Origin of the sequence: Rouxiella sp. S1S-2 (genome assembly GCF_009208105.1) — a bacterium.
In the GTDB taxonomy this organism is placed as follows: domain Bacteria; phylum Pseudomonadota; class Gammaproteobacteria; order Enterobacterales; family Enterobacteriaceae; genus Rouxiella.
The window spans coordinates 2,096,584-2,121,820 of the sequence record NZ_WFKL01000001.1 but is presented as its reverse complement, the minus strand read 5'-3'; the positions used below and the strand labels follow the sequence as shown (position 1 = coordinate 2,121,820).

Below are 25,237 nucleotides of genomic sequence, written 5' to 3'. Positions count from 1 at the left end.
CTTTTGGGGTGCAAAATACTTAAAGAAACGTATTTTTAATGTGCTGTAGGCCACGTTTTTCAAAGCGTTTTTTTCTGTTAACAATCATTAAAATAATTAAATGAGAAATAGATCACTTGCCTTTAAAAAGTGCATAGCAGAGTAAGTGTTTTCAAAGTTTTCGGTTTATATGCGAAATCCACGCAAGTTAAGTCGCGATTTAACTATTAAATATTTATACCGCCTTCATCAACGAAGTATTATTTAAGTCAAATATTGAATAAAAATAATAGACTCATAATGACGGGCGTTATTAAAATGAACATTACTCAGAAATATAAATGCCCGAAACGGGCAATTAATAAACAGCAGTTATTGTTTTGAACAAAGGCTTGAAGGGTTTTAGCGGGAATAGTTTAGTTTAAAAACGTCGTTAGAGGATTAGGCGGCGTGAGGAGCGCCGCCTGTAAGATGACAAAAATGGTTTTCTGCTAACTTTCTGCAACGTCTCTGAACTGTGCAGCATGCAACGCAGCATAACGTCCACCGAGCGCCAACAGCGTGTGATGACTGCCCTCCTCTATAATCCCTTCTTTATCGACAACCACAATACGATCCGCATTTTGGATAGTTGCCAGACGGTGCGCGATAACCAGCGTGGTTCTGCCCACGGAAAGTTCGGAAAGAGATTGCTGAATCGCCTGCTCGGTTGCGGTATCCAGCGCCGACGTGGCTTCGTCGAGGATCAGTATCGGCGGATTCTTTAAAAAGATGCGCGCAATCGACAGACGCTGCTTTTGACCGCCGCTAAGCTTAACGCCACGCTCACCAATAATCGTCTCCATCCCCTGCGGCAAATCGGCAATCATCTCATCGAGGCGTGCTCTTCTCGCCGCTTCCCAAATGTCTGCATCGCTGGCGTCCAGCTTGCCATAAAGGATGTTTTCGCGGATTGTGCCGCCAAACAGGAACACGTCCTGCTGAACGATGCCGATATTGTTGCGTAACGAGCGCTGGGTCATATCACGAATGTCGACACCGTCGATAGTGATACTGCCGCTGCTAACGTCATAGAAGCGGGGCAACAGTGAGCACAGCGTCGTTTTTCCCGCCCCCGAAGGCCCAACAAAGGCCAGCGTTTCACCGGCCACGATAGTCAGATTAATACCGTCAAGAATTTTGCTCGCCGGGGTATAACCGAACACCACGTCGCGATAGCAAATATTGCCCTGCAGATGTGCCACGTCTACCGCATCCTGCTTATCGACAATATCGGGATCGGTGTCAATAAGTTGGGTAAAGCGTTTAAATCCGGCAATCCCTTTCGGATAGCTTTCCATTACCGAGGTGATTTTATCTACGGGTCGGAAGAAGACTTCCACCAGCAACAAGAAGCCCACGAAGCCGCCGTAGCTCAGTGTACCGTTTACCACGTACCAGGTGCCGGCAATCATCACCACCAGTTGCACCAGGCGAGTACTTAAATAACTGAGAGTAATACTGGCGGTCATGATGCGGTAAGCGCGCAGCTTGGTGGTGCGATAATTGGCATTGTCGGTGGCAAACAGCTTTTCTTCGTGACGCTCGTTGGCAAAAGCCTTAACCACGCGGATACCGCCAATGCTTTCAGCGACGCGAGCATTGAAATTACCCACCTGCCCAAACAGTCTGCGCCAGGTTTCGGTCATCTGTGCCCCATAGCGCCCCACCAACCAGGCCATAAAAGGCACGATAATAATCGTCATCAGTGCCAGTTGCAGGTGGACGGTAGCCATCAGGATAAATGCGCCGATAAAGGTCATGATGGCAATAAACAGATCTTCCGGCCCGTGGTGAGCCACCTCGCCCACTTCTTCAAGATCTTTGGTGACGTGAGTAATAATGTGACCGGTCTTAGTATTGTCGTAATAGTGAAAAGACAGCTTCTGCAGATGATTAAAGGCCTGAGTACGCATATCGGTTTCAATGCCCACCCCCAGCGCGTGCCCCCAATAGTTCACAATCGCCATCAGCCCGGTATTGAGCAGATAAATTGCCAGCAGAGCGACCGCCGCGGTCAGAATAAGCACCCAGTCATGCGCAGGCAGTAGCTTGTCGATGAACAGTTTTACTGCCATCGGAAAACCGAGTTCTAATAAGCCACCCAAAATAGCGCAGCCGAAATCGAGATAGAACAGCTTTTTATAAGGTCTGTAATAGGAGAAGAAACGGCGGAGCATCATGCATCCTTTTAATGAAAATTGATTACCGAGTCAGATTCTAAATGAAAATAGTTATCAATATTAATATTTATTTGAGGAATACGCGGTAAGTGTTAATGCAATGAAAAGAGGGCGGGAAGAGTTAAATGCAAAGGCATCACAACTAAAGGTATACACCGCTTCTAGCGGGTGAGTCCCCTCCTCAATCTTTGAGGAGGGGACTATGGGGAAAATTTGCGCTTAACGGCGGTTGCGTACCAACTGATAGCGGCGGGTGAGGTATTCCACGGGCGCGCTCCAGATATGCACCAGTCTGCAGAACGGGAACAGCAGGAACAGCGTCATGCCGAGCACCATGTGCAGGCGAAAAATCAGCGCGACGCCGTTAAGATGCGTTGAAGCACCGCCGTGGAAAGTTACTACCGCCTGCGCCCAACCGACCAGTTTCATCATTTCGCTGCCGTCCATATGCTGCGCCGAAAAAGGAATGGTGCCCAGACCAAGACAAACCTGCACGACCAGTAGCGCGATAATCAGGATATCGCCGATGCTTGAGGTGGCCCGCACACGCTTGTTGGTTAAGCGTCGCTTAAGCAGCATTGCCCCGCCCACCAGAGTCATCAGGCCACAAATTCCCCCCGCTACCATCGCTAACTGCTGCTTGGCGGCAATCGACAGAAACGGTTCATACATCCAGTGCGGCGTTAGCATGCCAACAAAATGGCCGAAAAATATGCCGATAATGCCGATGTGAAACAGCGGCGAGGCAATGCGCAGCCCTTTTTTGTCAAGCAGCTGGCTGGATCCGGCACGCCAACTGTATTGACCGTAGTCATAGCGCAGCCAACTGCCGGCCAAAAACACTGTGCCGGCAATATACGGATAAATATCAAAAAAGAAGCTATTAAAGAAACTCATGGGCGTGACTCCCTGACGTTAAAGACGTCAGAATTTACGTCAAGATTGATGTACTGCGGCGCAACAGCACCGGCAAAACGTTGGCTGTGAGCCTTTTCTTCATCACTGATACAGCCCTGCTCGCCGAGGAATTTGATTTGCTCCTCTTCCCAGACCGCGTCCAGGGCCTGCGGCGTGTCGTCGCGACTCTCGTTTTGCAATTTTTCGGCGACGCCCTCGGCGGTGATTTCTACGCCAGAAAGGGTGAGCAACAGCTCTAGCAGTAGCGCGTAATGGCTATCGCGTTGCTTGATACGCGCCGCCAGAAGCGCGAGGATCGGCGCAATATCGACCAAACCCGCTTTGGCTTCGCCCTGAGTGAGGGTGGCGAGATATTCAAGGTAGAGCGGCAGATAATCCGGCAGTTCTTTGCAATCCAGCTCCAGACCGGCAGCGCGGTATTGAGCCAGAAGATCGACCATCGCCTGCCCGCGATCGCGTGACTCGCCGTGAACGTGTTCAAACAGCAGCAATGAGGTGGCGCGTCCGCGATCAAACAGGCTGCAGTATTCGGCCTGCCGATCGAGCAGCTCGGCGGTACAAAACTGGCGGATAAATTCGGCAAGGCGGTTGGCAGAGATGCGGTCAAGTTCGTCGGTCTCGGCCAGCAGCGTCAGCAACTCTTGCCGGTGCGCCCAAAGTGCATCGTCAGGGTAATCCAGCAGGCGGGCAATTATTTGCAGGGTTTTCATTTAGCGGCTCCAGGCGTGCGCGGGCTGACATCAATGGCGTCAATGCGTTTACTGTTGAACAGGTTAAATTTGCCGTCACTGCCGTGGCAGCCATCGCCGAAGCTGAAACCGCAGCTTTTACTTTCAGGAAACGCCTCGCGCGCCAGCTCGCGGTGACTTGAAGGCACCACAAAACGATCCTCATAATTGGCAATCGCCAGATAGCGGTACATCTCCTGCGCCTGTTCCTGGCTCAGCCCGACCTGTTCGAGCGCGGCGGTGTCAATAACGCCATCGACCGTTTCAGCACGCTTGAAGTGGCGCATTGCCAGCATGCGTTTCAATGCCAGCAGCACCGGTTGGGTATCCCCGGCAGTCAACAGATTGGCCAGATACTGCACCGGGATGCGCAAGCTTTCGACGTCAGGCAGTACGCCGGTGTGCGGCATGGCGCCAGCGTCGGCGGCGGACTGAATCGGCGACAGCGGAGGCACGTACCACACCATCGGTAAGGTGCGATATTCAGGATGCAGCGGCAACGCCAGCTTCCATTCCATCGCCATTTTATACACCGGTGACTGCTGAGCGGCGTCAAGAACCGACTGCGGAATTCCCTGCTTCAGCGCTTCAGAAATCACCTGCGGATCGTGTGGATTAAGGAAGATATCCATCTGACTCTGGTAGAGATTTTTTTCATTTTCAACGCTGGCGGCCTGCTCAATCCTGTCAGCGTCGTACAGCAACACGCCAAGATAGCGAATGCGGCCCACGCAGGTTTCTGAGCACACGGTGGGTTGTCCGGCTTCAATGCGCGGGTAGCAGAAAATACATTTTTCCGACTTGCCGCTTTTCCAGTTGAAGTAGATTTTTTTGTACGGACAGCCGGTCAGGCACATACGCCACCCGCGACATTTGTCCTGATCTATCAGTACGATGCCGTCTTCGTCGCGCTTATAAATAGCGCCACTTGGACAGGTCGCCACGCAAGCAGGATTGAGGCAGTGCTCGCACAGGCGCGGCAAATACATCATGAAGGTGTTTTCAAACTCGCCGTACATCTCTTTCTGCATGTTGGCGAAATTGCTGTCGGCCGAACGGGTCGAAAACTCGCCGCCGAGGTCGTCCTCCCAGTTGGGCCCGCCGACGATTTTATCCATTCTTTGGCCGGTAATCAGCGAACGCGGGCGCGCAATCGGCTGATGCTTGCCCTCTTTAGCGTTGTGTAAATGCTGATAATCGAAATCAAACGGTTCGTAATAGTCGTCGATTTCTGGCATGTGCGGATTCACGAAAATCTTTGAAAGCAGTTGCAGCTTATTGCCCATTCTCGGCTGCAGTCTGCCGCCGATTTTACGGATCCAGCCGCCCTTCCATTTCTGCTGATTTTCCCAGTCATTAGGAAAACCGATGCCTGGTTTTGTTTCAACGTTGTTGAACCAGCCATATTCCACGCCCTCACGGCTGGTCCAGACGTTTTTACAGGTCACGGAGCAAGTGTGGCAGCCGATGCATTTATCCAGGTTCAAAACCATGCCAACCTGTGAACGAATTTTCATTTAACACTCTCCTGCACGCTGTCATTGCCTTCGCCGTCTAACCAGTCAATACGACTCATTTTTCGCACCACCACAAAATCGTCGCGATTTGAACCCACGGTGCCGTAGTAGTTGAAGCCGTATGACTGCTGGGCATAGCCGCCAATCATGTGCGTGGGTTTTGGCGTGACACGGGTGACCGAGTTATGAATGCCGCCGCGCTGCTGGGTGATTTCCGAGCCGGGAATATTCACCAGACGCTCCTGCGCGTGGTACATCATGGTCATGCCTGATGGAACGCGTTGGCTGACCACCGCCCGCGCGGTCAGTGAGCCGTTGGCGTTAAACGCCTCAATCCAGTCGTTATCGGTAACGCCCAACTGACGGGCATCGTCCTCACTCAGCCAGACAATCGGCCCCCCGCGCGACAGCGTTAACATCAGCAGATTGTCGCTGTAGGTCGAATGTATGCCCCATTTCTGATGCGGTGTGATGAAATTCAGCGCCATTTCAGGGTTGCCATTCGGTTTGGCATTCAAAAAAGGCTGCGCGGCACGGGTATCAATCGGCGGACGATAGACCAGCAGGCTTTCGCCAAACGCGCGCATCCATTCGTGATCCTGATAAATCTGCTGGCGGCCACTCAGCGTGCGCCAAGGGATAAGCTCATGCACGTTGGTATAACAGGCGTTATAAGAGACGTGTTCGTCTTCAAGGCCCGACCAGGTCGGACTGGAAATTATCTTGCGTGGCTGCGCCTGAAGGTCGCGGAAACGGATTTTCTCGTCTTCTTTATTCAGTGCAAGATGGCGATGGTCAATGCCGGTAAATTCGCCCAGCGCCTGCCAGGCTTTAACCGCCACCTGACCGTTGGTTTCCGGTGCCAGCGTCAGAATAATTTCTGCCGCGTCGATCGCTGTTTCAATCTTCGGCCGCCCCGTTGCCACACCGGTGGGTTGGGTATAGTTAAGTTTTTTCAACAGCTCGATTTCACTGTCGGTATTCCAGTTAATGCCTTTACCACCATTGCCCAGTTTATCGAGTAACGGACCCAACGCGGTAAATCGCGCATAAGTGTTGGGATAATCGCGCTCAACCGCCACCAGATGCGGTGCGGTAACGCCCGGAATAAGGTCGCACTCGCCCTTTTTCCACTCCTCAACGCCCAGCGGCTGGGCCAGTTCAGCGGCAGAGTCATGCTGGATAGGCAATGTCACCAGGTCCGTTTCTACTCCTAAATGCCCGACGCAAACGCGCGAAAACGCCTTCGCCAGGCCTTTATAGATGTCCCAGTCGCTTTTCGATTCCCACGCAGGGTCAACGGCGGCAGAGAGCGGATGAATAAAGGGATGCATATCCGAGGTATTCATGTCGTCTTTCTCATACCAGGTGGCAGTCGGCAGCACGATATCGGAGTAGAGACAGGTGCTCGACAGACGAAAATCGAGCGTAACCACCAAATCCAGCTTGCCCTCGCCGCCTTTGTCTTGCCATTCAACCTCTTCCGGCAGCGTTTCACCCTGAATACCGAGATCTTTCCCCTGAATGCCGTTTTCAGTACCGAGTAGATACTTGAGCAGGTATTCATGACCTTTACCGGAGGAGCCCAGCAGGTTGGATCGCCAGACGAAAAGATTACGTGGATAGTTTTGCGGCTCGTCGGGCTGTTCGGCGGCAAAGCGGATGCTGCCGTTTTTTAGGCTATCGACGGCGAAATCCTGTAGCTTTTGCCCCGCCGACTGAGCCATTTTGGCAAGATTCAACGGATTAACGTTGAGCTGCGGTGCCGAGGGTAGCCACCCCATTCTTTCGGCCCGTACGTTGAAATCGATCAAGCTGCCGGTAAAGCGGGACGCATCGGCCAAAGGCGAAAGCAGCGACTGTGGTGCCACTGTTTCATAGCGCCACTGGCTTGAATGGTTATAAAAGAAGGAAGTTCCGTTCATCTGACGCGGCGGTCGCTGCCAGTCGAGGCCAAAGGCCAGCGGTTGCCAACCGGTTTGCGGACGCAGTTTTTCCTGCCCGACATAGTGCGCCCAGCCGCCACCGCTCTGGCCCACACAGCCGCAGAAAATCAGCATATTGATGAGGCCGCGGTAGTTCATGTCCATGTGATACCAGTGATTTAGGCCCGCGCCGACGATAATCATCGAACGTCCGTGGGTTTTGTCGGCGGTATCTGCAAACTCGCTGGCAATGCGAATAATATTTTGCTGTGACACGCCGGTGATTTTTTCGGCCCACGCCGGACTGTAGGCTTTTACGTCATCAAAGCTTTGCGCACAGTTTTCGTCACCCAGACCGCGTTCAATGCCGTAGTTCGCCAGCGTGAGGTCGTATACGCTAGCGACCTGCGCCTCCGTGCCGTCCGCCAAACGAATGCGTTTGACCGGCAGCTTGTGCAGCAGAATTTCTTCCAGCGCCACACTGCTGAAATGCTCGTGCGTAATACCGCCAAAATAGGGGAAGCCCACCTCAACCACGTCGTCGTGCTGACCAAGCAGGCTAAGTGCGAGCTTAACCTCCTGCTGGTCTTTTCCTTCCCGTGCTTCAAGATTCCACTGCCCTTTTTCACCCCAGCGATAGCCTATCGAGCCTAGCGGAGACACCAATTCACTGCTGTGTTCATCAAGTGCGATAGTCTTCCACTGCGGATTATTTTCCTGGCCCAGATTATCGACCAGGTCAGAGGCTCGCAGCATACGGCCGGCGGCAAAATGGCCCCCTTCGCGCGGTTCGAGCAGCACCAGCATCGGCATGTCGGTGTAGCGCCGCACATAATCAATGAAGTAGGTGCTTGGATTATCCAGATGGAAAGATTTGAGAATAACGTGTCCCATCGCCAGCGCCAGCGCGCTATCAGTACCTTGTTTCGGCGCTAGCCAGTGGTCACAAAGCTTGGCCACTTCGGCGTAGTCTGGTGTGATGGCGACCGTTTTGGTGCCTTTGTAGCGAACTTCACTGAAAAAATGCGCATCGGGCGTGCGCGTCTGCGGCAGGTTTGAGCCCCAGGCGATAATGTAGGACGAGTTGTACCAGTCGGCCGACTCAGGAACGTCTGTTTGTTCACCCCAGGTCATTGGCGAGGCCGGTGGCAGGTCGCAGTACCAGTCATAAAAGCTCAGGCACACGCCGCCAATTAGCGACAAATAGCGCGAACCGGCGGCGTAGGACACCATCGACATCGCGGGAATAGGCGAAAAGCCGAGAATGCGATCCGGACCAAAGGTCTTGGCGGTGTAAACATTGGCGGCAGCAATCAGTTCATTCACTTCCTGCCAGCTCGAACGGACGAACCCGCCGCGTCCGCGCGCCACTTTATAGGTTTTAGATTTCTCAGGGTCACTGACGATTGAACCCCAGGCATCGACCGGATCGCTGTGCTGAAGCTTGGCCTCACGCCAAAGCTGGATCAGCTTTTTACGCATCAGGGGATACTTCAGGCGGTTGGCGCTGTAAAGATACCAGGAGTAGCTTGCACCGCGCGGGCAGCCGCGTGGCTCATGGTTAGGCAAGTCCGGACGCGTGCGCGGATAGTCGGTCTGCTGCGTTTCCCAGGTGACCAGACCGTTCTTGACGTAAATTTTCCAGCTGCAGGAGCCGGTGCAGTTCACGCCGTGGGTAGAGCGCACAATTTTATCGTGCTGCCAGCGGCTGCGGTAGCCGTCTTCCCAATCGCGATTGGTGTTTAACGTTTGCCCGTGCCCATCGGCAAACGGTTCGGCCAGTTGTTTAAAATAACGAAACCGGTCAAGAAACTTGCTCATCCAGAAACCTCCTGATGCAGACGCCTGAGGCGCACTGTCGTTCATTGTCTTCAAAAAAATGCGTGGCGTTGCCCACAGACAACAACGCAGGATGACATTATTAAAATTGCCGCTAGGGTAGGCACGGGAAGCCCGGTCCCCTTTGACGGCGATCAATCCTGATTGAGAGAGACAAAAGGAAGACGGTGGACATACCCCTTATGGAGTAGAAAGGACTATAGTTTAATTTATTGATAATTAAGGTTTTATCGCCCATATATGAGCGCTTATTTATGTCAGGAGACGTGACTGGCTATTTGGGGGTAGTTGACCGAACTACAGAAAATCTTTCGCCTTACTCAGCAGTGCCGCTTTGGTGATTACACCCAGCAGGCGGCGCGATTGGGCGTTTTCAAGCACCGGCAGGCGTTCAAGCGGTGACGAACTGAACGTTGCCCAAGCCTGCTCGTAGCTCGACTGCTGATAAAGCACGATAAATTCGTGCTCAATGTAGGTGTCAATGCGGCTCTCTTTGCTCAGCGTACCGTCGATAATGCCACTGGCTAGCACGTTGGTCGGTACCACGCCGAGAAAACGCTCTTCTCTGTCGACAACGTAGACAAAACGCGTGCGCTGTTTCAGCCCTTCACTCACCACTTCTGCGAGCGTCGCGTCAATATACATCTTAGAACATGGGCACATCAGCTCGGCGACCGTGCCGTTTTCAAAATCACTTTTTGCCGCAAAGCGTGCATTATGGCGGGTTAACACCGGATAAGTTCCGCTGGCCTTGAAGCGCGAGGCCACTACGTAAGAAATCGCCGTAGCCAGCATCAGCGGGAACAGCAGCGAGCTGTTGAGGGTCATTTCAAACGCCATCATAATCGACATCAGCGGTGCATGGCTGGTCGCGGCCAACAGCGCACTCATGCCAATCGCGGCATACAGCCCCATTGGCCCGGGATCTAACCCCATCCACTGCAGACAGGTACAAACCAGCGCCCCGCCCGCCGCGCCAATCAGCAGCGACGGGGTAAACAGCCCACCCACCGCACCTGAGCCGACAGTAATTGCCGTCGCGACAATTTTTAGCACCAGCAACAGCAGCAGCGAAGTGTGCAGATTGCCGTTGTTGAGAATAAGGTCGATCACTTCAAAGCCGTTACCCAGCACCAGCGGCGAAACCATAGCCACCAGCCCTACCGCCAGCCCACCCAGCCCCAGACGCAGCGCGGGATGGCTTATCGGTTGCATCGTCTTGCGGACTTTATCAATCGAGGCAATAAACAGCGGACCCAAAATGCCGGTAATAGCGCCTATCGCCAGTACGGTAATAATCGCACTCGGCGTCGGGCTAAATACGGCGGATGAATAGAGATAAAGCGGGGCATAGTGGGTCAGGGAACGCACCGTCAACACGGCCACCGAGGCGGAAATAAACAGCGGAATAAGCCGTTGAACGGCAGTGACGCCAAAGGCGATTTCGGCGACAAACAGCGCACCGGCAAACGGCGCGTGATAGACCGCAGCCAACCCTCCGGCGGCGGCCATGGCAATTACGTCGGACTGATGCAGGGTTGAAAATCGGCTAAAGCGCCCTAGCAGGCTGCCGCTGAGCGCCGAAAGTTGTACCATCGCGCCTTCTCGACCGATAGAGCCTCCGCTGGCGATACTGGCCAGCGACGACAGTGAACGCAGCAAAGTGCTGACCACCGGAATACCCGGCAGCCGTTGATCGATAACGTCGAGATAATCGGGCATTTTACCGTTGCGTGACTCATGGCGCATTGCCCAATACAGAATGAAACCGGCCACCAGACCGCCGATGGTGGTGATGAGCGGCCAGGCCAGGAGAGGATATTCACGGAAAGCACGGGTTATATCCGAACCATCGGTAAACATCAGGCCGTTTATGCCGCTAATCGCCAGACGAAAACCGATGGTCACTAATGCAGCAATAATCCCGGCGGGAATAGCAATCAACACGTTTACCCAATCGGATTTTTGCAGCGCTTTAAAGCCCATTATTTTCCTAATTCACTGAGTCTTGCGGGGTATTTCTTTAGAAGAAATCATAGCATTACTCAGCGATTTGGTAATAAGGAAGTTTAGATGTTGTGCAAACTATATTGGCAAACGGTCATCTGGACACTCATGCAGGGAAAAAAGCTTCCGTGGCAGTTGGCTAAGGCGCACGCCACCTTCGGGCGTAACCCACACCGTTTCACTGAACGCCAGCCCCTGCGCAGAGGTATACATATGAAACACACTGTTTTCCTCCAGCCACCAGTGCGACTCAGGGGTAAAGCAGTGTGAGAAATCGCTCGGCCGCGGCGTGCGGCCATAAATTCCCAGCGCATAGCCGGTGACATTACCGTATTCACCGCGCAGTCCGGCATTGAGCACGCCGTCGCGCACGATGGCATCGATTTCAGCGGCACAAACGCCGGGTTTCATCGCGGCAATTTGCTGATCCTGAAGAGCAATCAGCTGAGCAGAGACCGATGACTGCTGCGTGGAAGGACCGCCGACGATAAACGGTCGCATCAACCGCGCGCTGTAATAATCGACTTTTGGCGTCAGTTCAACATGTAAAATATCGGCGCGATTCAGGGTCTCGTCATGCGTCTGCGCATGTAAAAAACCACTGTCACCCACTGAACGGACTATCGGACCGGTTTCACCGCTGTCAGCCCCTTCGCGCAGAAAAATACCCGCACACAGCGCCGCAACATCACGCACTCGCCACCCCGCGTGCACCTGCTGCTCAATGGCCAAATAAGCCCTGTCGGCGACCCCGGCCGCCTGCCGCAGTTTATCGATTTCGGTGGGGAATTTAGCCTGTCGCAGGCTGTCGCTGACGCCGCTCATTTCTATCCAGTGTACCTCAGGCAGTCGGCCAGCAAGCTGCTGCAGGGTATAAACTGTCATGCCGTAAGAGTGATAATCAGCACCTAGCGCTGCGCGCTGAAATCCTCGTGCAATAATGCTGTTGGCGACGCACTGCCACGGGTTTTCATCATCATGATAAGTGACAATGTCACTTATCCAGCCGGACTGCGTGCACGGTGCCGCGTCCAGCGCGCGCAACACTATCCAAGGCTCCCCGTGAAGGGGAACCAAACAGGCGCGATACATCGTTTCGGATACGGTAAAGCCGGTTAGCCAAAACAGCAGCTCGGCGTGGTCAATAAGCAGCAGGTCTGAACCTGCTGCACGCATCGCCTCACGCGTACGAATCAAAGCAGACGTGTTGACAGGCGCAGGCATGGGTTATTCCTCAACCGGTTGGCAAATCTCTAGGATCGCCAGCAGATAGATGCGCACAATGTCCAGAAAATCGCGAATGTGCACACGCTCGTCCGGCATGGTATTGAATTTTCCGCCCGGACCGCAAACGATGCCTTCCATTCCTAACATCTGGTAAAAGTGCGCCGCGTCGGTCCCGTAAAAAGCCGGAGGGGTAATGACGCCGGTAGGCTGATCTTCACCGCGAATCTGACGATAGGCGCGCCCGACCGCTTTGACAATCGGCGATTCGCCAGAGACTTCAAACGGCAGCATGGTTGGGCGGTCGCGTTTGCCATCGTCAATCAGCTCGGCCTGCAGGCCGGGATATTTTGCACACAGCGCATCGAGCAGATGCTGAATATCGACCAATACTCCGTCAACGGTTTGGCCAGGTGCAAATCGCGCTGATCCTTTCAAACGCACAAAATCCGCCACCTGTGGTGGACGCCAGTCCTGCAACTCGCGGCCCAATGCCCCATGAATTGACCCGATATGCCCACGGTTAATTTTCAAATGATCGGCAGTTTCAGCACCGGTAAACGTCATGGCATTGATTTGTGGAATGAGCTCAATCGCCGCGACGATGGCGTCTACCGCCTCCTCGCGCTTAGATAAGTGGCGGGTATCGCCGGTCAGCTCGATGGTGAACATCAGTGACCCCGCGTGCATGGTCAGCGCCTGCACGTCGGTGGGTTCGGAATTGATAAAGTAATCGGCCTTGATGCCCTGTTCTATAGCAGCGATAGTGCCCACCCCGCCCTGCAACTCGCCCACAACGTAGGTCAGAATAACGTCGCCCTTGAGCTTGACCCCCGCGTCAATCAGCGTTTTCAGCGCACAGAAATAGGCGGCGTCACCGGCCTTCATATTCGACACGCCGATGCCGTAGATAAACTCGTCGTCAATTTTCCCTTCCCACGGGTCAACGGTCCAGCCTTCGGTCACCGGATTGGTATCAAGATGCCCGTTAAACAGCAGGCTGTTGCCGCCGCCGCCCACGCCTGGCAGTGTGCCAATCGCATTTAAACGGTCTCCCGGAACCGGTTGAAGCTGAGTCTCAAGCCCCAGCGCCTGCATCTGACTGGCCATGTACTCCGCTAACCTGCGCTCACCGTCGGTAGCGCTGTAGCTTTTATGTTGCACCATGCGCGCCAGAAAACTCAGGCAATATTCATCATCTATCGAAGCCAAAAGCTGTTCAGAATTCATCGGTAAACCTTTCATTCAGGAGAGTTCAATACGTTGGGGTTCCAGGGCGCCTGCGGCAGGCGTATGCACCGCCGCCAGCAGCGCTTGGGTATAGTTATGCTTCGCGTGTTGCCGCATCTCTTTGCCGGGCAGCATCTCGACCAAATCACCGCGATACATCACCGCGACGCGATGGGCGATTTGCCGCACCAGATTCAAGTCGTGAGTAATAAAAAGATAAGCGGTGCCATAGCGCTGGCGCAGCGTCAGGAGCAGCTCAATCACCGTCGCCTGTACCGACACGTCGAGCGCGGCGGTAATTTCATCGCAAATCACTAAATCGGGTGGATTGGCAAAGGCGCGGGCAATGGCGACGCGCTGCTTTTGGCCGCCGGAAAGCTCGTGGGGAAAGCGCCGTGCAAATTCGGCAGGCAGGCGCACGTCTTCGAGCAATCTGGCCACCGCCTGTGCTTCAGTTTCACCTTTTGGCAGCCCGTACAGGCGCAGCGGGCGGGCAATAATTTCGCCAATACGCTGGCGGGGATTAAGCGACGCATCGGGGTGTTGAAAAATCATCTGCACCCTACGGCGGTACTCTTTGTCCATTTCGCCTTTGCCGTACAGGCTATAGCCGCTGAAATCGAGTTTGCCGCTAAACGGCACCAGTCCGGTCAGCGCCTTGGCCAGGGTAGATTTACCCGAGCCTGACTCGCCGACAATGCCGAGGATTTCGCCCTGATGTAGCGTAAAACTGACGTCAGAGGCGGCGCGAGTTTGAGTATTTTTGCGGCGCAACAGCCTGTCGATGACGCCGTGATGGCCATAATCGATGCTCACGCCGTCAAGACGTAACAGCGGCTGGTTTGAGACCGGTGCGTCATCCACCAGGCGATGTGCTGGGTCAGGCACGGCGGCCACCAGCTTCTGCGTGTAGGCATGCTGCGCAGAAGAAAACAAATTGTTAGCCGCGGCCTGCTCCACGATATGCCCTTTTTCCAGCACGCACACGCTGTCGGCCACCGAGGAAACCAGCGCCAAATCGTGAGATATATACAGTGACGCCACACCGGTCTCTTCGCGCAGGCGGGCAAACAGCTCCAGAATTTGCGCCGAACTGATCACATCCAGTGCGGTAGTGGGTTCGTCAAAAATCAGGCAGTCGGGCTGACAGGCAAAGGCGGTAGCAATCAGCACGCGCTGTTTTTCACCCCCGGAAACCTGATGCGGATAGCGCTGCATCATCGCCGCCGGATTTTTAAGCTCGACGTCGGTGAGCAGTTGAATACCCAGCTCCATCGCCTGTTTGCCATTGAGTCCGCGATGGCGAATCAGCACTTCTGTCACCTGCTCGCCCAGCGTCAGCGTTGGGTTAAGCGAGGCGCTTGGATCCTGAAAAATCATGCCCAGCTTGCCGCCGCGCAGTCCTTCAATCTGGTTTTGCGGCATCTGGCGCAGGTCATGCCCCTGCAGCATGATTTTTCCGCTGCGTTCGCGGGCGTTGGCGGCCATGTAGCGCATAATCGACCAACCCAGCGTGGTTTTACCTGAGCCAGATTCGCCCACCAGTCCCACCACTTCACCGCGTTTAACACTCAAGTTGATGTTTTTTAGCACCTGCAGGGCATCACCCTTTGGCAGCAAATAGTCGAGGCTGTAATCCTCTATCGATAAAACGGCGTCAGATTGTGTCGCAATAAGAGTCATCAATGGCTCCTTGGGTTCAGCGCATCGCGCAGGCCATCGCCGAGCAGGTTAAAACCAATGGCAATCAGGGCGATGGCGATGCCCGGTGCCAACATCATCCATGGCGCGTTGAAGAAATACGCGCGTCCGTCGGAGACCATCAGCCCCCACTCCGGCTCGGGCGGCTGGGCGCCCAGCCCAAGGAAGCTCAACGTGGCAAACAGCATGATGGCGAAGGCTACGCGGATAGTCGCCTCAACGATGATAGGTGCCACGATGTTGGGCAGCATTTCGCGTAAAATGATATAAGTTGTCGACTCCCCGCGGGCAATCGCGGCATTAACGTAGTCCTGCTGACGCGCGGCCAGTGAAACGCTGCGCGCGATGCGCACCATGCCGGGAATAAAAGCAATGGTTATTGCCAGCACGGCGTTGAAACTGCTCTGCCCGAGGGTACTGACAATGAGCAGCGCAAACAGCAGGCTGGGGATCGACATGACCGCGTCCATGGTGCGCATAATCGCTTCATCGACTTTTCCGCCGAGGTAAGCGCTGGCGGTGCCAACAATGGCACCTATCACCATCGCCATCAGCGTGGCCAACAGCGACAGCACGATAGTGGCGCGAGCCCCTATCATGACTCGGCTAAAAATATCGCGGCCAAGCTGGTCGGTGCCGAGCCAGTGTTCAAGGCCAGGCGGCTTATAACGTGCCATTATTGACAGCGCCTCGGGGTCGTAAGGGGCAATATGCGCGCCCCCCAACACCATCAGTGCGGCAATAATTAAAATAAACAGTCCAACGGCGCCCTGCGGAGAGCGGACTAAATGCTTTATTACATCACGCATAACTGATCCGCTTATCAAGATAGACATAGGCCAAATCGGCCAGGAAATTGACGATTGAATAAGTGGCGGCAAGAATAAGTACGCCCGCCTGAATGGTCGGTAAATCTCTGGCCTGCACGGCAACAATCAGCTCGCGGCCAATGCCTGGGATAGCATAAATTTCTTCGACCACCACGATACCGCCAAGCAGATAACCCACGTCGAGGGCAACGATAGTAATCGTCGGCAACAGGCCGTTGCGCAGGGCATGACGCCACAGCACTCGGCGCTTTGACAGGCCTTTGAGGTGGGCGGCGCGGATATAATCAGTTTGCAGCACGTCAACCATTTCCGAGCGCACCATGCGCGAAACGTGCGCCACTAGAATGAGTGCCACGGTCACGGAGGGTAAAATGAGGTGACTTACGCCGCCCCAAAAATCTTCCGTCAGCGGAACATAACCGGTGGCGGGCAGCACTTGCCAAACGTCGGCGAACAGCAGTAAAAGCAGTGTGGCAGTCACAAACTCCGGAAACGAAATGCCCACGTAGGAAAGGACACTGACCAGCATATCGGCCATTTTACCTCGGCGAACGGCGGCCCAAATCCCCAGTGGAATCGCAATAATCAGCATCAGCACCAGCGCGCAGGCCGCCAACAGCAGCGAACGCCCGAGCGCCGCCAAAATAGTCGGCGCCACCGGTAATCCGTTGCGCATCGACACGCCAAAATCACCGTGCAACACGCCGCGGAGCCAGTGCCAATACTGTAGCCAGGCCGGAGCATCAAGCCCCAACCTTGCCCGTACCGCCGCCAATGCTTCTGGCGTGGCATTTTGGCCCAACAGCGTCACCGCCGCATCGGCGGGCAGCAGTTGGGTAATGCCAAACACCAGCAGCGACACCACCAGCAGGGTGTAAATCACCAGCATCAAACGTTTTAAAAGATAACTCGCCGTCACACTGCCCCCTGCTTATTTACGGTTTGGCGCTTTTGCCGTCAGCCAAACATGGTCGAGACGGAATACGGCACCGCGCGGATTTAACTGATAACCGGCAACGTAATCACGGCTGGCGGCCAGCAGGTCGAAGAAAGTTGGGATCATTGACGGCACCTGTTCGTGCATCAGTTTCTGCGCCTGACCATAAAGCTCGCTGCGTTTGGCTACGTCGTCGGTTTCACGCGCTGACTGCACCACCTTGTCAAAATCGGCGTTGTTCCAGCGCGTTTCGTTCCACGAGGCCTTTGAGGTATACAGCAGCGAGAACACCGCATCCGCCGTGGCCTGCATGTTGTAGAAACCGACGTAGAAATTGCCCTTCTTCCACACCTGATCCAGATAGGTGCTGTTGGCCATGGTCTGCACGTTGATGCGAAATCCCGCCGGTTTAGCCATTTCGCGCAGCGCCACGCCAAGCTGGGTGCGCGTTGACGGTTTATCGGAGGCAATCAGTGTGATATCCAGCCCGTCCGGATAGCCCGCTTCGGCCAGCAGCGCTTTGGCTTTGGCATAGTTGGCCTGCTTTAAAGGCTCTTTCAGGTAATACTGATAGGCGGTGTTAAGCGGGGTATCGTTGCCCGGCGTGCCGAAACCGTTAGCCACAAAGTCCACCATCGCGGCGCGGTCTACGCACAGCGCCAGCGCCTGACGCACGCGGACATCGTTGAACGGTTTGGCGTCGCAGGCCATGTTAACGTTAAGAAACTGCCCGGCCGGTACACGCAAAGGAATAACGCCCGTCGATTTTGACAGACGCGGAAATTCAGTGGACTGTACCGCCTGCATCAGGTCGGTATCGCCGGAAATCAGTGCAGACCCTTCGGCAATGGCATCGGGATAAACCACCACTTCCACACGGTCGAGGTACGGGCGCTCTGGGTCGTAATAGTGCGGATTGCGCTCGACCACCACCAGCCGCTCGGGGTCAAACGACACTAGCTTGAACGGACCGGTACCAATAGCCTCTTTGCTCAGGCGCGCCAACTGCCCTTCGGCGATTGCGGCGGGAACGATTTTGGCGTCGGGATAGGCCAGCATCACTGGCAGGTCGGCATAGGCGCCGTCGGTGGTTATCACCACGGTGGCGTCATCGCTGGCGGTAATGGTTTTAATCGGCCCGATATTGCGCTGACCCGGTGAGGCATTTTTGCTGTCGAGAATGGCGTTAAGGCTGGCAACCACGTCTTTGGCGGTGCAGCTTGAACCGTCGTGGAATGTCAGGCCTTTGCGCAGGGTAAAGGTCCACTGTGAAAGGTCCGCATTCGGCTTCCAGCTCACCGCCAGGTCAGCCTCGGCTTTCATGTCCTGCGTGAGTCGGGTCAGACCGCTATAGAGCAATTCGGCCAGCAGATATTCGGGATTGACCCTCGCCTGCTGGGGATTGAGCATGTTGGCAGCCTGATCGACACTGATGCGCAGCACCCCACCGCGGCGTGGTGTGCCTGTGGCAGGCGTGCCACTGGAGGCAGGTGCGGCGGCTTTAGCGGACCCGGGAAGCATGGCTGCACCGGTCAATACGGTGGTGCCTGCGATGAACTGGCGGCGGTTAACGTCTTTCATTGCACACATGATTACTTCCTCACTGGTTAGTCAGAAATACCCTGGGTTGGCGAATTGGTGTTTTAAATAAAAAATAAATCTAAAAATTACTCGGGCTGAAAATCGGCCGATAAATAGGCCAAAATTGACTGAGCCAAAGCAACGATATCCTGCATCGTGGTGTACTCGTCCGACGCATGGATTCGATTCTCGGGGCGGGCTAACCCACCCAGCAAAATTTCTTTAATACCGGCCTGCTGCACCCAACCCATATCAGAGCTGGTAGACGATCCCCACACGGCGAAATCGTTTGCGTCAAAACCGAAGCCCTGACTGAGTGCCGACAGCCAGCGCGGCCAGTGTGGACCGCCTGGGTCACTGACCGGGGCCAGATGTCCAATAAGATGATATTCAACTGCCAGCGCCGCCGAACCGGCCATTGCCTGCTCAATGCAGGTGGACAGTTCGCGCCATACGTGCTCGAACGGCTCCTCTGGCGAATAGCGACGATTAACCAGCAGGTCAAAACGTGCAGGAATGGTTGAGCCTTTGCTGCCGCCCTGCACCGCTGCCAGCGTCAGTCGCGAGGTCAGCGGACGCCCCTCATAGTGCGGCGGTGACGGCATCGCCGACTCACGCTGCTCGACCTGCAGTTTCAGTGCATGCAGCGCGTTAAGCAGCGGCAGGCTTTGTTCAATGGCGTTGATGCCGCCGACCGGATCGCCTGAATGTGCAGAGCGACCGATTACGCTGATTTTGAGGTCGATACTGCCGAAACAGCCACCCCAGATACGCGGCACCGCACCGCCGTTGAAGCTCAGCATGTGGCCTGCAAACAGCTTTTGCTCCGCCAGATAGCGAACACCAGGATATAGACCGCCCTCTTCGTCAGTGCACAGCAGCAGCACAGGGTTGAACCGCAGCGCCAGTCCTGTGCGCTGTGCGGCACGAATAGCCGCCAGCGTGGCAACAATGGTGCCTTTCATGTCAGCGCTGCCGCGCCCTATCAGCTTGTTATCCACCTGCGTCAACGCCAGCGGTGGATGAGTCCAGCCATCGCCCGCCGGAACGGTATCGACATGAAAATACAGATTGCAGGCCTCACGGGCACCGCCGTCGAATGAAGCAATCAGGTTTACTCGTTCACCCTGCGCACTGCCGTCCGGCGTTTGCCACAGCGCTTCGGGCACAATAGCGCGTTTAAAAGAGAATCCCATTGGCGTAAGCAAAGACTGCATCAGGTCAGCAAAAGCCGGATAGCCAGTACCCGGCGGGAAACAGGTATCCACCTCGAGCATTTGACTCAGGTCTTGTAAAATGGCCTTTGAATCCTGGCCGATGGAATCTAATGCAATTTGCAAACTTCCTTTAAACGGCATGCTATACTCACTCAGTCCTATTTCTATATAGTTTATAGATAAAGCAGATATCCCTTCAGGTCAATAGGTAATCAGGTATGAGCCAACAAAATAAAGGTGAGCAGGAAGCAAGCAGCTTTGCTCGTTTAAGCGACAGGGAAGGCGCGCCGCTGTATGAGGTCGTGAAACGTCATATCAGCGAATCTATTCTGATGGGGCAACTGACGCCGGGCATGGTGTTGCCAAGCGAAAATGCGCTGGCGGCTGATTTTGGTGTATCGGTAGGCACGGTGAGGAAAGCGCTGTCGGCCCTGACCACCGAAGGCATGCTGATGAGGCGGCGTAAAACCGGCACGGTGGTGACCGGCTGGGCTCCGCTGCACAATTTGAGCTATTTTTTCCAATATTTTCGCTTGCACGGCCGTGACGGGTCACTGGTGCATTCGCACACTATCTTGCTTGATTATCAGACAGGCCATGCGAGTGAATATGAAGCGGAGAAGCTCAATATTTCGGTGCAAGCACCGGTTATTCGTCTTAAACGTTTACGAAAAATAAAAGACGCACCGACCATGCATGAGCAGTTGGTACTCGCCGCCGATCGCCTGCCCGACTTCCCGAAGGCCGAAAATCTGCCCCCGCTGCTTTATCGTTTTCTGCTGGAAAAATACGGCGTGCGCGTGGCGGCGGTGCGTGAACAGATCACGGCTGTGCTTGCCAATGACGAGGACTTGCGACTGCTGGAGCTCACTGCACCCCACGCGGTAATGGTGATTGACGAGGTATCTTTTGACCAAAGCGCACTGCCGGTTATCTTGGCGCATCATCGCTTTAGCACTGATAATTACGTCTATGTGAATGAAATTCGGTAATATTACGGTTTTGCTGACCTTCACATACTAAAAGTCTTAATGAAGTGCAGAAGTTTCTCCAGCCCATGTTGTGTATAAATTGTTCAACGAAAATACCTTTTACTTTTATAGGATTCATGTTGAACAAGTTACGTATAGCTTTATTGGTTGGGGCTGCATTACTGACACAGCCTGCATTGGCGGCCGACCAAAACCGCACGATCAGTTATTTGACCTCGTGGGGACTGCCACTTAATGCACATACAGACCTGGAGAACACCAAAGTTGATACCTTCCTGCTCTCTTTTGGAGAATGGGATGCTGCGGGTAACATCAATTCGTCTGACCATATCATCTCGATTCCCAAATACAATGAATGGTCATTAGATAGAACCGCTTACGAAACCTGGACAACGATTAAACTCGATCATCCTGAAAAGAAAATGATGGTCGCCTTTGGCGGTGAAACCTATGAAAGGATGTGGGCATATTTAGACTCGCCAGCGGCTCGTGAAAACATCGCACAAGGCTTGGTCAAACTTCTGGATACAGGCTTCCCGGTTTATAAAAAGAATCTTAAACCTGAAGAGATGCAGGGTGAATGCTCGTCCAGCGATACTCCATGCAACATGACCCATTACCAAAAAGCGGGAACTGTATATCTCGATGGCATAGATTTTGATTTCGAAAAAGGAGCGCGCCTTACTCCGCAAGAAAACAATAACCTTCTCCTGCTAGCCCAGCGCATACGTCAATTGATCGGAGCAAACAGCACGAAATTGCTTAGCTTGACCACTTATCACGTGGGCGCCGATCCGATTGAGTGCCTAAACGGCTCAGATAGCGGAAATTGTTCTTTCATTGGATCCGACCACTCTGGTGAAGTGCTGCCACTGCTGACTGGCAGTAAAGGCGTGTTCGACTTTTACAATGTGATGGCTTATGACGCAGGTCGTGACTTCAAGTATGCCGTGGCAATGAATAACTACGCCAACGCGGTTGGCGACAAGTCAAAGATTGTCCTTGGTACCACAATTAATGACCAGTGGGCTCCGGGCAATAGATTTGTAGAAACAAAAGAGAATAACGTTGCGCGTGCAGAATGGCAGGCAAAGAATAATTATGGCGGATTTTTTGTGTGGGCGTTGGGTTCGAACAATCAACAGATGAACCTGGAACACCAGGTAGAATACATCAATGATATGCGGGAAGCGGCGGGCGACAATTCTACACCAGCCCCAGATGTAGACTATACCGCACCGACAGCACCGGGTAATCTGCAGGCAAGCGTAACGGGTAAGGTTATCACTCTTAACTGGCAGCCTTCGACCGATAACGTTGGGGTTACCGGTTATTGGATTTATCGTGACAGCAGAAAGACTGATGCAACGCCTTTCACAACATGGAAAGACAACGCGGCTGTAGCGGGTATTGAACACAGCTACCATGTTGTAGCTCACGACGCAGCAGGCAATCGTTCTCAGGCAAGTGAAACGGTTAATGCAAAAATCGTTCAAGATGAAGAAGACGCTGTCGTTCATCCGCATGCACCGAACGGCCTGGCTGTACATTCAGTGACTAAAAACTCTCTGAACCTAAGCTGGAAACCTGTCAATAACGTGACCGTAACGAAGTATCACGTTTATCGTAACGGCGTTAAGACTGCCACCACCGCGAACTCAGAGTTACGTGAAAGTGGTCTCACCGCAGGCACGACTTATCGCTATTACGTTATTGCTGAAACGGCCAAGGGTGTGCAATCCGCTGCAAGCGCGACGTTTACGGCTAAAACCAGTGACGACACGGTTGTTGCGCCTTCCGAAAGTGATTGGAAAACAGGGACTGCCTATAAAGCAGGCACCGTAGTGACCTATCAGGGCAAAAAATATCGTTGCCTGCAACCACACTCTGCAATTGAGTCCTGGAACCCAGTTGCCGCCTTCTCACTGTGGAAAGCAATCTAATTTCACGTTTTAAAAATTAACCGTTGTACCCCGCCGCCTGCCATGCAGGCGGCTTTTTGTAAGGTTAGTCTACGATTTCAACACCAGCATTAGCCCTGCCCTCAGCCCCAACGCCACGTTAGGGTTCGGAAACAGCACCACTTCCTCGCGATGCTCCACGCGATAGGTTTTACCTGATTGTTCGGCCAGCATGTAGCCTTGCGGATAAGCCGTGAAGTTGAGCGCATCGGCAGGAATATGCAGCGCGAAGTCCTGCTGTTCACGCAAAATATCCTGCACCACCTGGTAATGCTTCATCGGCTCACCTTGACGCTCGACGGCAGGAACATCACTGACCAATGCCTCAAGTGCCCGTTTTATCTGGCTAAACTGACCAAGATCATTACCCCCAAACGGCAGCGCTTTGCCCAACTCCAGTGTACAGCTCTCGGCCTGAAAAACTTCACTGCTGAAATGGGTAAACGTGCCGCCAGGCGAACGGTGATAAACCAACGCCTCTAACCCTGCCCTTTCCAACCACTGCAGCATCTCTGGCGCGTGAGGACGCGGTTGGAAAGGCAGCAGGCCAAAACGCAGGTGCAGAGAGCCGCGGATCGCCGTATGCAGGTCGTAATGATAGCGCTGCGTGGTGCCGGCCGCCGTAGCACTGCGGAAGAACTGCGCTAAAAGATGCTCGAGCTGCTGCGCCCGTACGGTTTCCTCACTCAGGGGAAAGCGGGCATGACGCCCGCCGAACATGCGGTTCATGTCCGCCTGCACAAAGCGTTTATTGGCTCGCATTGACGGCGGATTCCCCAACACCACCAGCAGGCGAACATTGAGTGGCCGCGTTCCTGTCAGCAGCTCGGCCACCAACTCATTCAACAGCTCAATCGGGGCGGTTTCATTGCCGTGTACCCCCGCTGAAAGCACGACGGCTCGGGTGCAAGGCTGCCGCGGGGAAAGCTCAAGCACGCCTTCCGCCAGCCATTGCCAGTCGAGATGAGGCAATTGTCCGACCGGCTGAACGGGAGGCGTTCCCTCCATTGTCAGTGTTAATACGTCAAACATGACTCAGGCTCCTTAACGTGAATTTAACGGCTTCAGAACTGCTGGAAAGGATAGATACTCCCTAACTGCAGTATTTGCGTGAGCTCGTCAAGCGCGTGGCGAACCTCGGTCAATAGCTGTGGATCGGCTAAATCTTCCTGCTGCATGCGGTCACGATAGTGTTTGTCGACCCAAACATTGAGTCGATTAAACAGCACGTCATTCATCAGAGAAGCCTGATTTACCGCCGCCAGCTCGGTTTCGTTAAGCGCTACCCGCAGTCTTAAACAGGCTGGGCCACCACCATTGCGCATGCTTTCGCGCAGGTCGAAGACTTCTATTTGATTGATAGGACCTCCGTTGTCGCGCAGATCGGACAAATAGTCCCACACGGCAGCATGCTGGCGCGATTCTTCTGGCACCACAATGGTCATTTTGCCGTCGGCCTTGCTGAGCAACTGGCTGTTAAACAGATAGGTCGCGACGGCGTCATCAAGTGAAACACGCGATTGTGGCACTTCAATCGGCTGGAATTCACATTCGACGCTGGCCATTTTGCGGCGAATTTCATCAAACGCCGCCTGCTGGTTTACAAACGCCTGCTGGTGATGGAACAGCACCTGACGATTGCTGACCGAGATGACGTCATTGTGAAAAACGCCGCTGTCGATAGCTTGCGGATCCTGCTGAATAAACACCGTGCGTGACGCGTCAAGCTGATGCAATCGTGCCACTGCGTCACTGGCAAGCCGGGTCTGTCTGGCCGGATAGCGTACCGGTTCGTTATTGCCGGTGACCAGCCCATCACGACCATAAACAAACACCTGTACGCCGGGTCGGTCATATTCCACGCAAAGACGATTATGGTTAGCCGCGCCTTCGTCGCCAAGGCTTGCCATCTGCGGCAGCGCGGCGTGGTGCGCAAAGTGTTGCGCATGACTAAATGTACCGCGCAGAATAGCCGAGGTCGTGTCTGCCTCAATGGCGCGGTGAAACTTGTTGTTGAGGTTGGCGACGGTGAAATGCACGCGCCCATCGGCGCTGTCGGCGGAGGGTGAAACGGTGGCAGCGTTGGCAACCCACATCGCAGAAGCCGAGCTTAGCGACGAAAGCAGGCGCGGCGCGTAAGCATTGGCCTGCGACAACACCTGTGCGTCGCTGCCGTGAAACCCCATTTGGCGCAGCGTGGCCAAGTGAGGACGCTCGTGAGGAGGCAATACCCCCTGCTTAAAACCAAGGTCACTCAAGGCCTTCATCTTTAACAGGCCCTGCCTGGCCGCCAGTTTGGGATTAGCGACCGCGCTTTGGTTACGGGTAGAGGCTTCGTTGCCAAATGACAGCCCCGCGTAGTGATGCGTCAGACCCACCAAACCATCAAAATTGACTTCATATCCAGACATCATGTTCTCCAGCGATGG

The 25,237-nt window shown here is 54.2% G+C and carries 17 protein-coding genes; 2 read left to right on the top strand and 15 right to left on the bottom strand.

What is annotated here, in order from left to right; translation table 11 throughout:
• Positions 1–470 precede the first annotated feature (470 nt).
• The 13 genes from GA565_RS09965 to GA565_RS09905 all read right to left on the bottom strand — a co-directional run bounded on the left by GA565_RS09965 (position 471) and on the right by GA565_RS09905 (position 19,996).
• On the bottom strand, positions 471–2,198 hold the full coding sequence (locus GA565_RS09965; RefSeq protein WP_152201410.1) for an ABC transporter ATP-binding protein: 1,728 nt from the start codon (positions 2,196–2,198) through the stop codon (positions 471–473).
• Positions 2,199–2,420: 222 nt separating this feature from the next.
• Positions 2,421–3,098: a respiratory nitrate reductase subunit gamma gene (gene narI, locus GA565_RS09960; protein ID WP_152198326.1), complete on the bottom strand. Its 678-nt coding sequence runs from the start codon at positions 3,096–3,098 to the stop codon at positions 2,421–2,423.
• Positions 3,095–3,829 carry a nitrate reductase molybdenum cofactor assembly chaperone gene (narJ, locus tag GA565_RS09955; RefSeq protein WP_152198325.1) on the bottom strand — a complete coding sequence of 245 codons (735 nt, stop codon included), beginning with the start codon at positions 3,827–3,829 and terminating at the stop codon, positions 3,095–3,097. The genes narI and narJ overlap by 4 nt, the downstream gene beginning before the upstream one ends.
• A complete protein-coding gene (gene narH / locus GA565_RS09950; protein ID WP_152198324.1) occupies positions 3,826–5,364 on the bottom strand; it encodes a nitrate reductase subunit beta in 1,539 nt (512 codons plus the stop codon). The genes narJ and narH overlap by 4 nt, the downstream gene beginning before the upstream one ends.
• Positions 5,361–9,110, bottom strand: coding sequence for a nitrate reductase subunit alpha (locus GA565_RS09945; protein ID WP_152198323.1), 3,750 nt, complete (start codon positions 9,108–9,110; stop codon positions 5,361–5,363). Before GA565_RS09945 ends, narH begins: the two co-directional genes overlap by 4 nt.
• Before the next feature lie 315 nt (positions 9,111–9,425).
• The gene (locus GA565_RS09940; protein WP_152198322.1) at positions 9,426–11,114 is read right to left on the bottom strand and encodes a chloride channel protein; all 1,689 of its coding nucleotides are present in this window, start codon (positions 11,112–11,114) and stop codon (positions 9,426–9,428) included.
• A gap of 99 nt (positions 11,115–11,213) precedes the next feature.
• A complete protein-coding gene (locus GA565_RS09935; protein ID WP_152198321.1) occupies positions 11,214–12,359 on the bottom strand; it encodes a Xaa-Pro peptidase family protein in 1,146 nt (381 codons plus the stop codon).
• A 3-nt stretch (positions 12,360–12,362) separates the two neighbouring features.
• Positions 12,363–13,589, bottom strand: coding sequence for a M20 family metallopeptidase (locus GA565_RS09930; RefSeq protein ID WP_152198320.1), 1,227 nt, complete (start codon positions 13,587–13,589; stop codon positions 12,363–12,365).
• 15 nt (positions 13,590–13,604) lie between these two features.
• Positions 13,605–15,272, bottom strand: coding sequence for an ABC transporter ATP-binding protein (locus GA565_RS09925; protein ID WP_152198319.1), 1,668 nt, complete (start codon positions 15,270–15,272; stop codon positions 13,605–13,607).
• Entirely contained in the window at positions 15,272–16,099 is an 828-nt protein-coding gene (locus GA565_RS09920; protein ID WP_152198318.1) for an ABC transporter permease, read from the bottom strand. The genes GA565_RS09925 and GA565_RS09920 overlap by 1 nt, the downstream gene beginning before the upstream one ends.
• Positions 16,092–17,039, bottom strand: coding sequence for an ABC transporter permease (locus GA565_RS09915; protein WP_152198317.1), 948 nt, complete (start codon positions 17,037–17,039; stop codon positions 16,092–16,094). The genes GA565_RS09920 and GA565_RS09915 overlap by 8 nt, the downstream gene beginning before the upstream one ends.
• 12 nt (positions 17,040–17,051) lie before the next feature.
• Entirely contained in the window at positions 17,052–18,647 is a 1,596-nt protein-coding gene (locus tag GA565_RS09910; RefSeq protein ID WP_152198316.1) for an ABC transporter substrate-binding protein, read from the bottom strand.
• Between the two features lie 77 nt (positions 18,648–18,724).
• Positions 18,725–19,996, bottom strand: a complete 1,272-nt coding sequence (locus GA565_RS09905; RefSeq protein ID WP_152198315.1) for a M20 family metallopeptidase — start codon at positions 19,994–19,996, stop codon at positions 18,725–18,727.
• A gap of 77 nt (positions 19,997–20,073) precedes the next feature.
• On the opposite strand from GA565_RS09905, the gene GA565_RS09900 reads away from it, so the two are divergent.
• Both GA565_RS09900 and GA565_RS09895 read left to right on the top strand, forming a co-directional pair.
• On the top strand, positions 20,074–20,847 hold the full coding sequence (locus GA565_RS09900; protein WP_152198314.1) for a GntR family transcriptional regulator: 774 nt from the start codon (positions 20,074–20,076) through the stop codon (positions 20,845–20,847).
• Between the two features lie 116 nt (positions 20,848–20,963).
• Positions 20,964–22,790 (top strand): carbohydrate-binding protein, encoded by a 1,827-nt coding sequence (locus GA565_RS09895; protein ID WP_193311891.1) that lies wholly within the window; start codon positions 20,964–20,966, stop codon positions 22,788–22,790.
• A gap of 69 nt (positions 22,791–22,859) precedes the next feature.
• On the opposite strand, the gene astE is transcribed toward GA565_RS09895, so the two are convergent.
• Both astE and astB read right to left on the bottom strand, forming a co-directional pair.
• The gene (gene astE, locus GA565_RS09890; RefSeq protein WP_152198312.1) at positions 22,860–23,840 is read right to left on the bottom strand and encodes a succinylglutamate desuccinylase; all 981 of its coding nucleotides are present in this window, start codon (positions 23,838–23,840) and stop codon (positions 22,860–22,862) included.
• Positions 23,841–23,872: 32 nt separating this feature from the next.
• Positions 23,873–25,219: an N-succinylarginine dihydrolase gene (astB, locus tag GA565_RS09885; RefSeq protein ID WP_152201408.1), complete on the bottom strand. Its 1,347-nt coding sequence runs from the start codon at positions 25,217–25,219 to the stop codon at positions 23,873–23,875.
• Positions 25,220–25,237 lie beyond the last annotated feature (18 nt).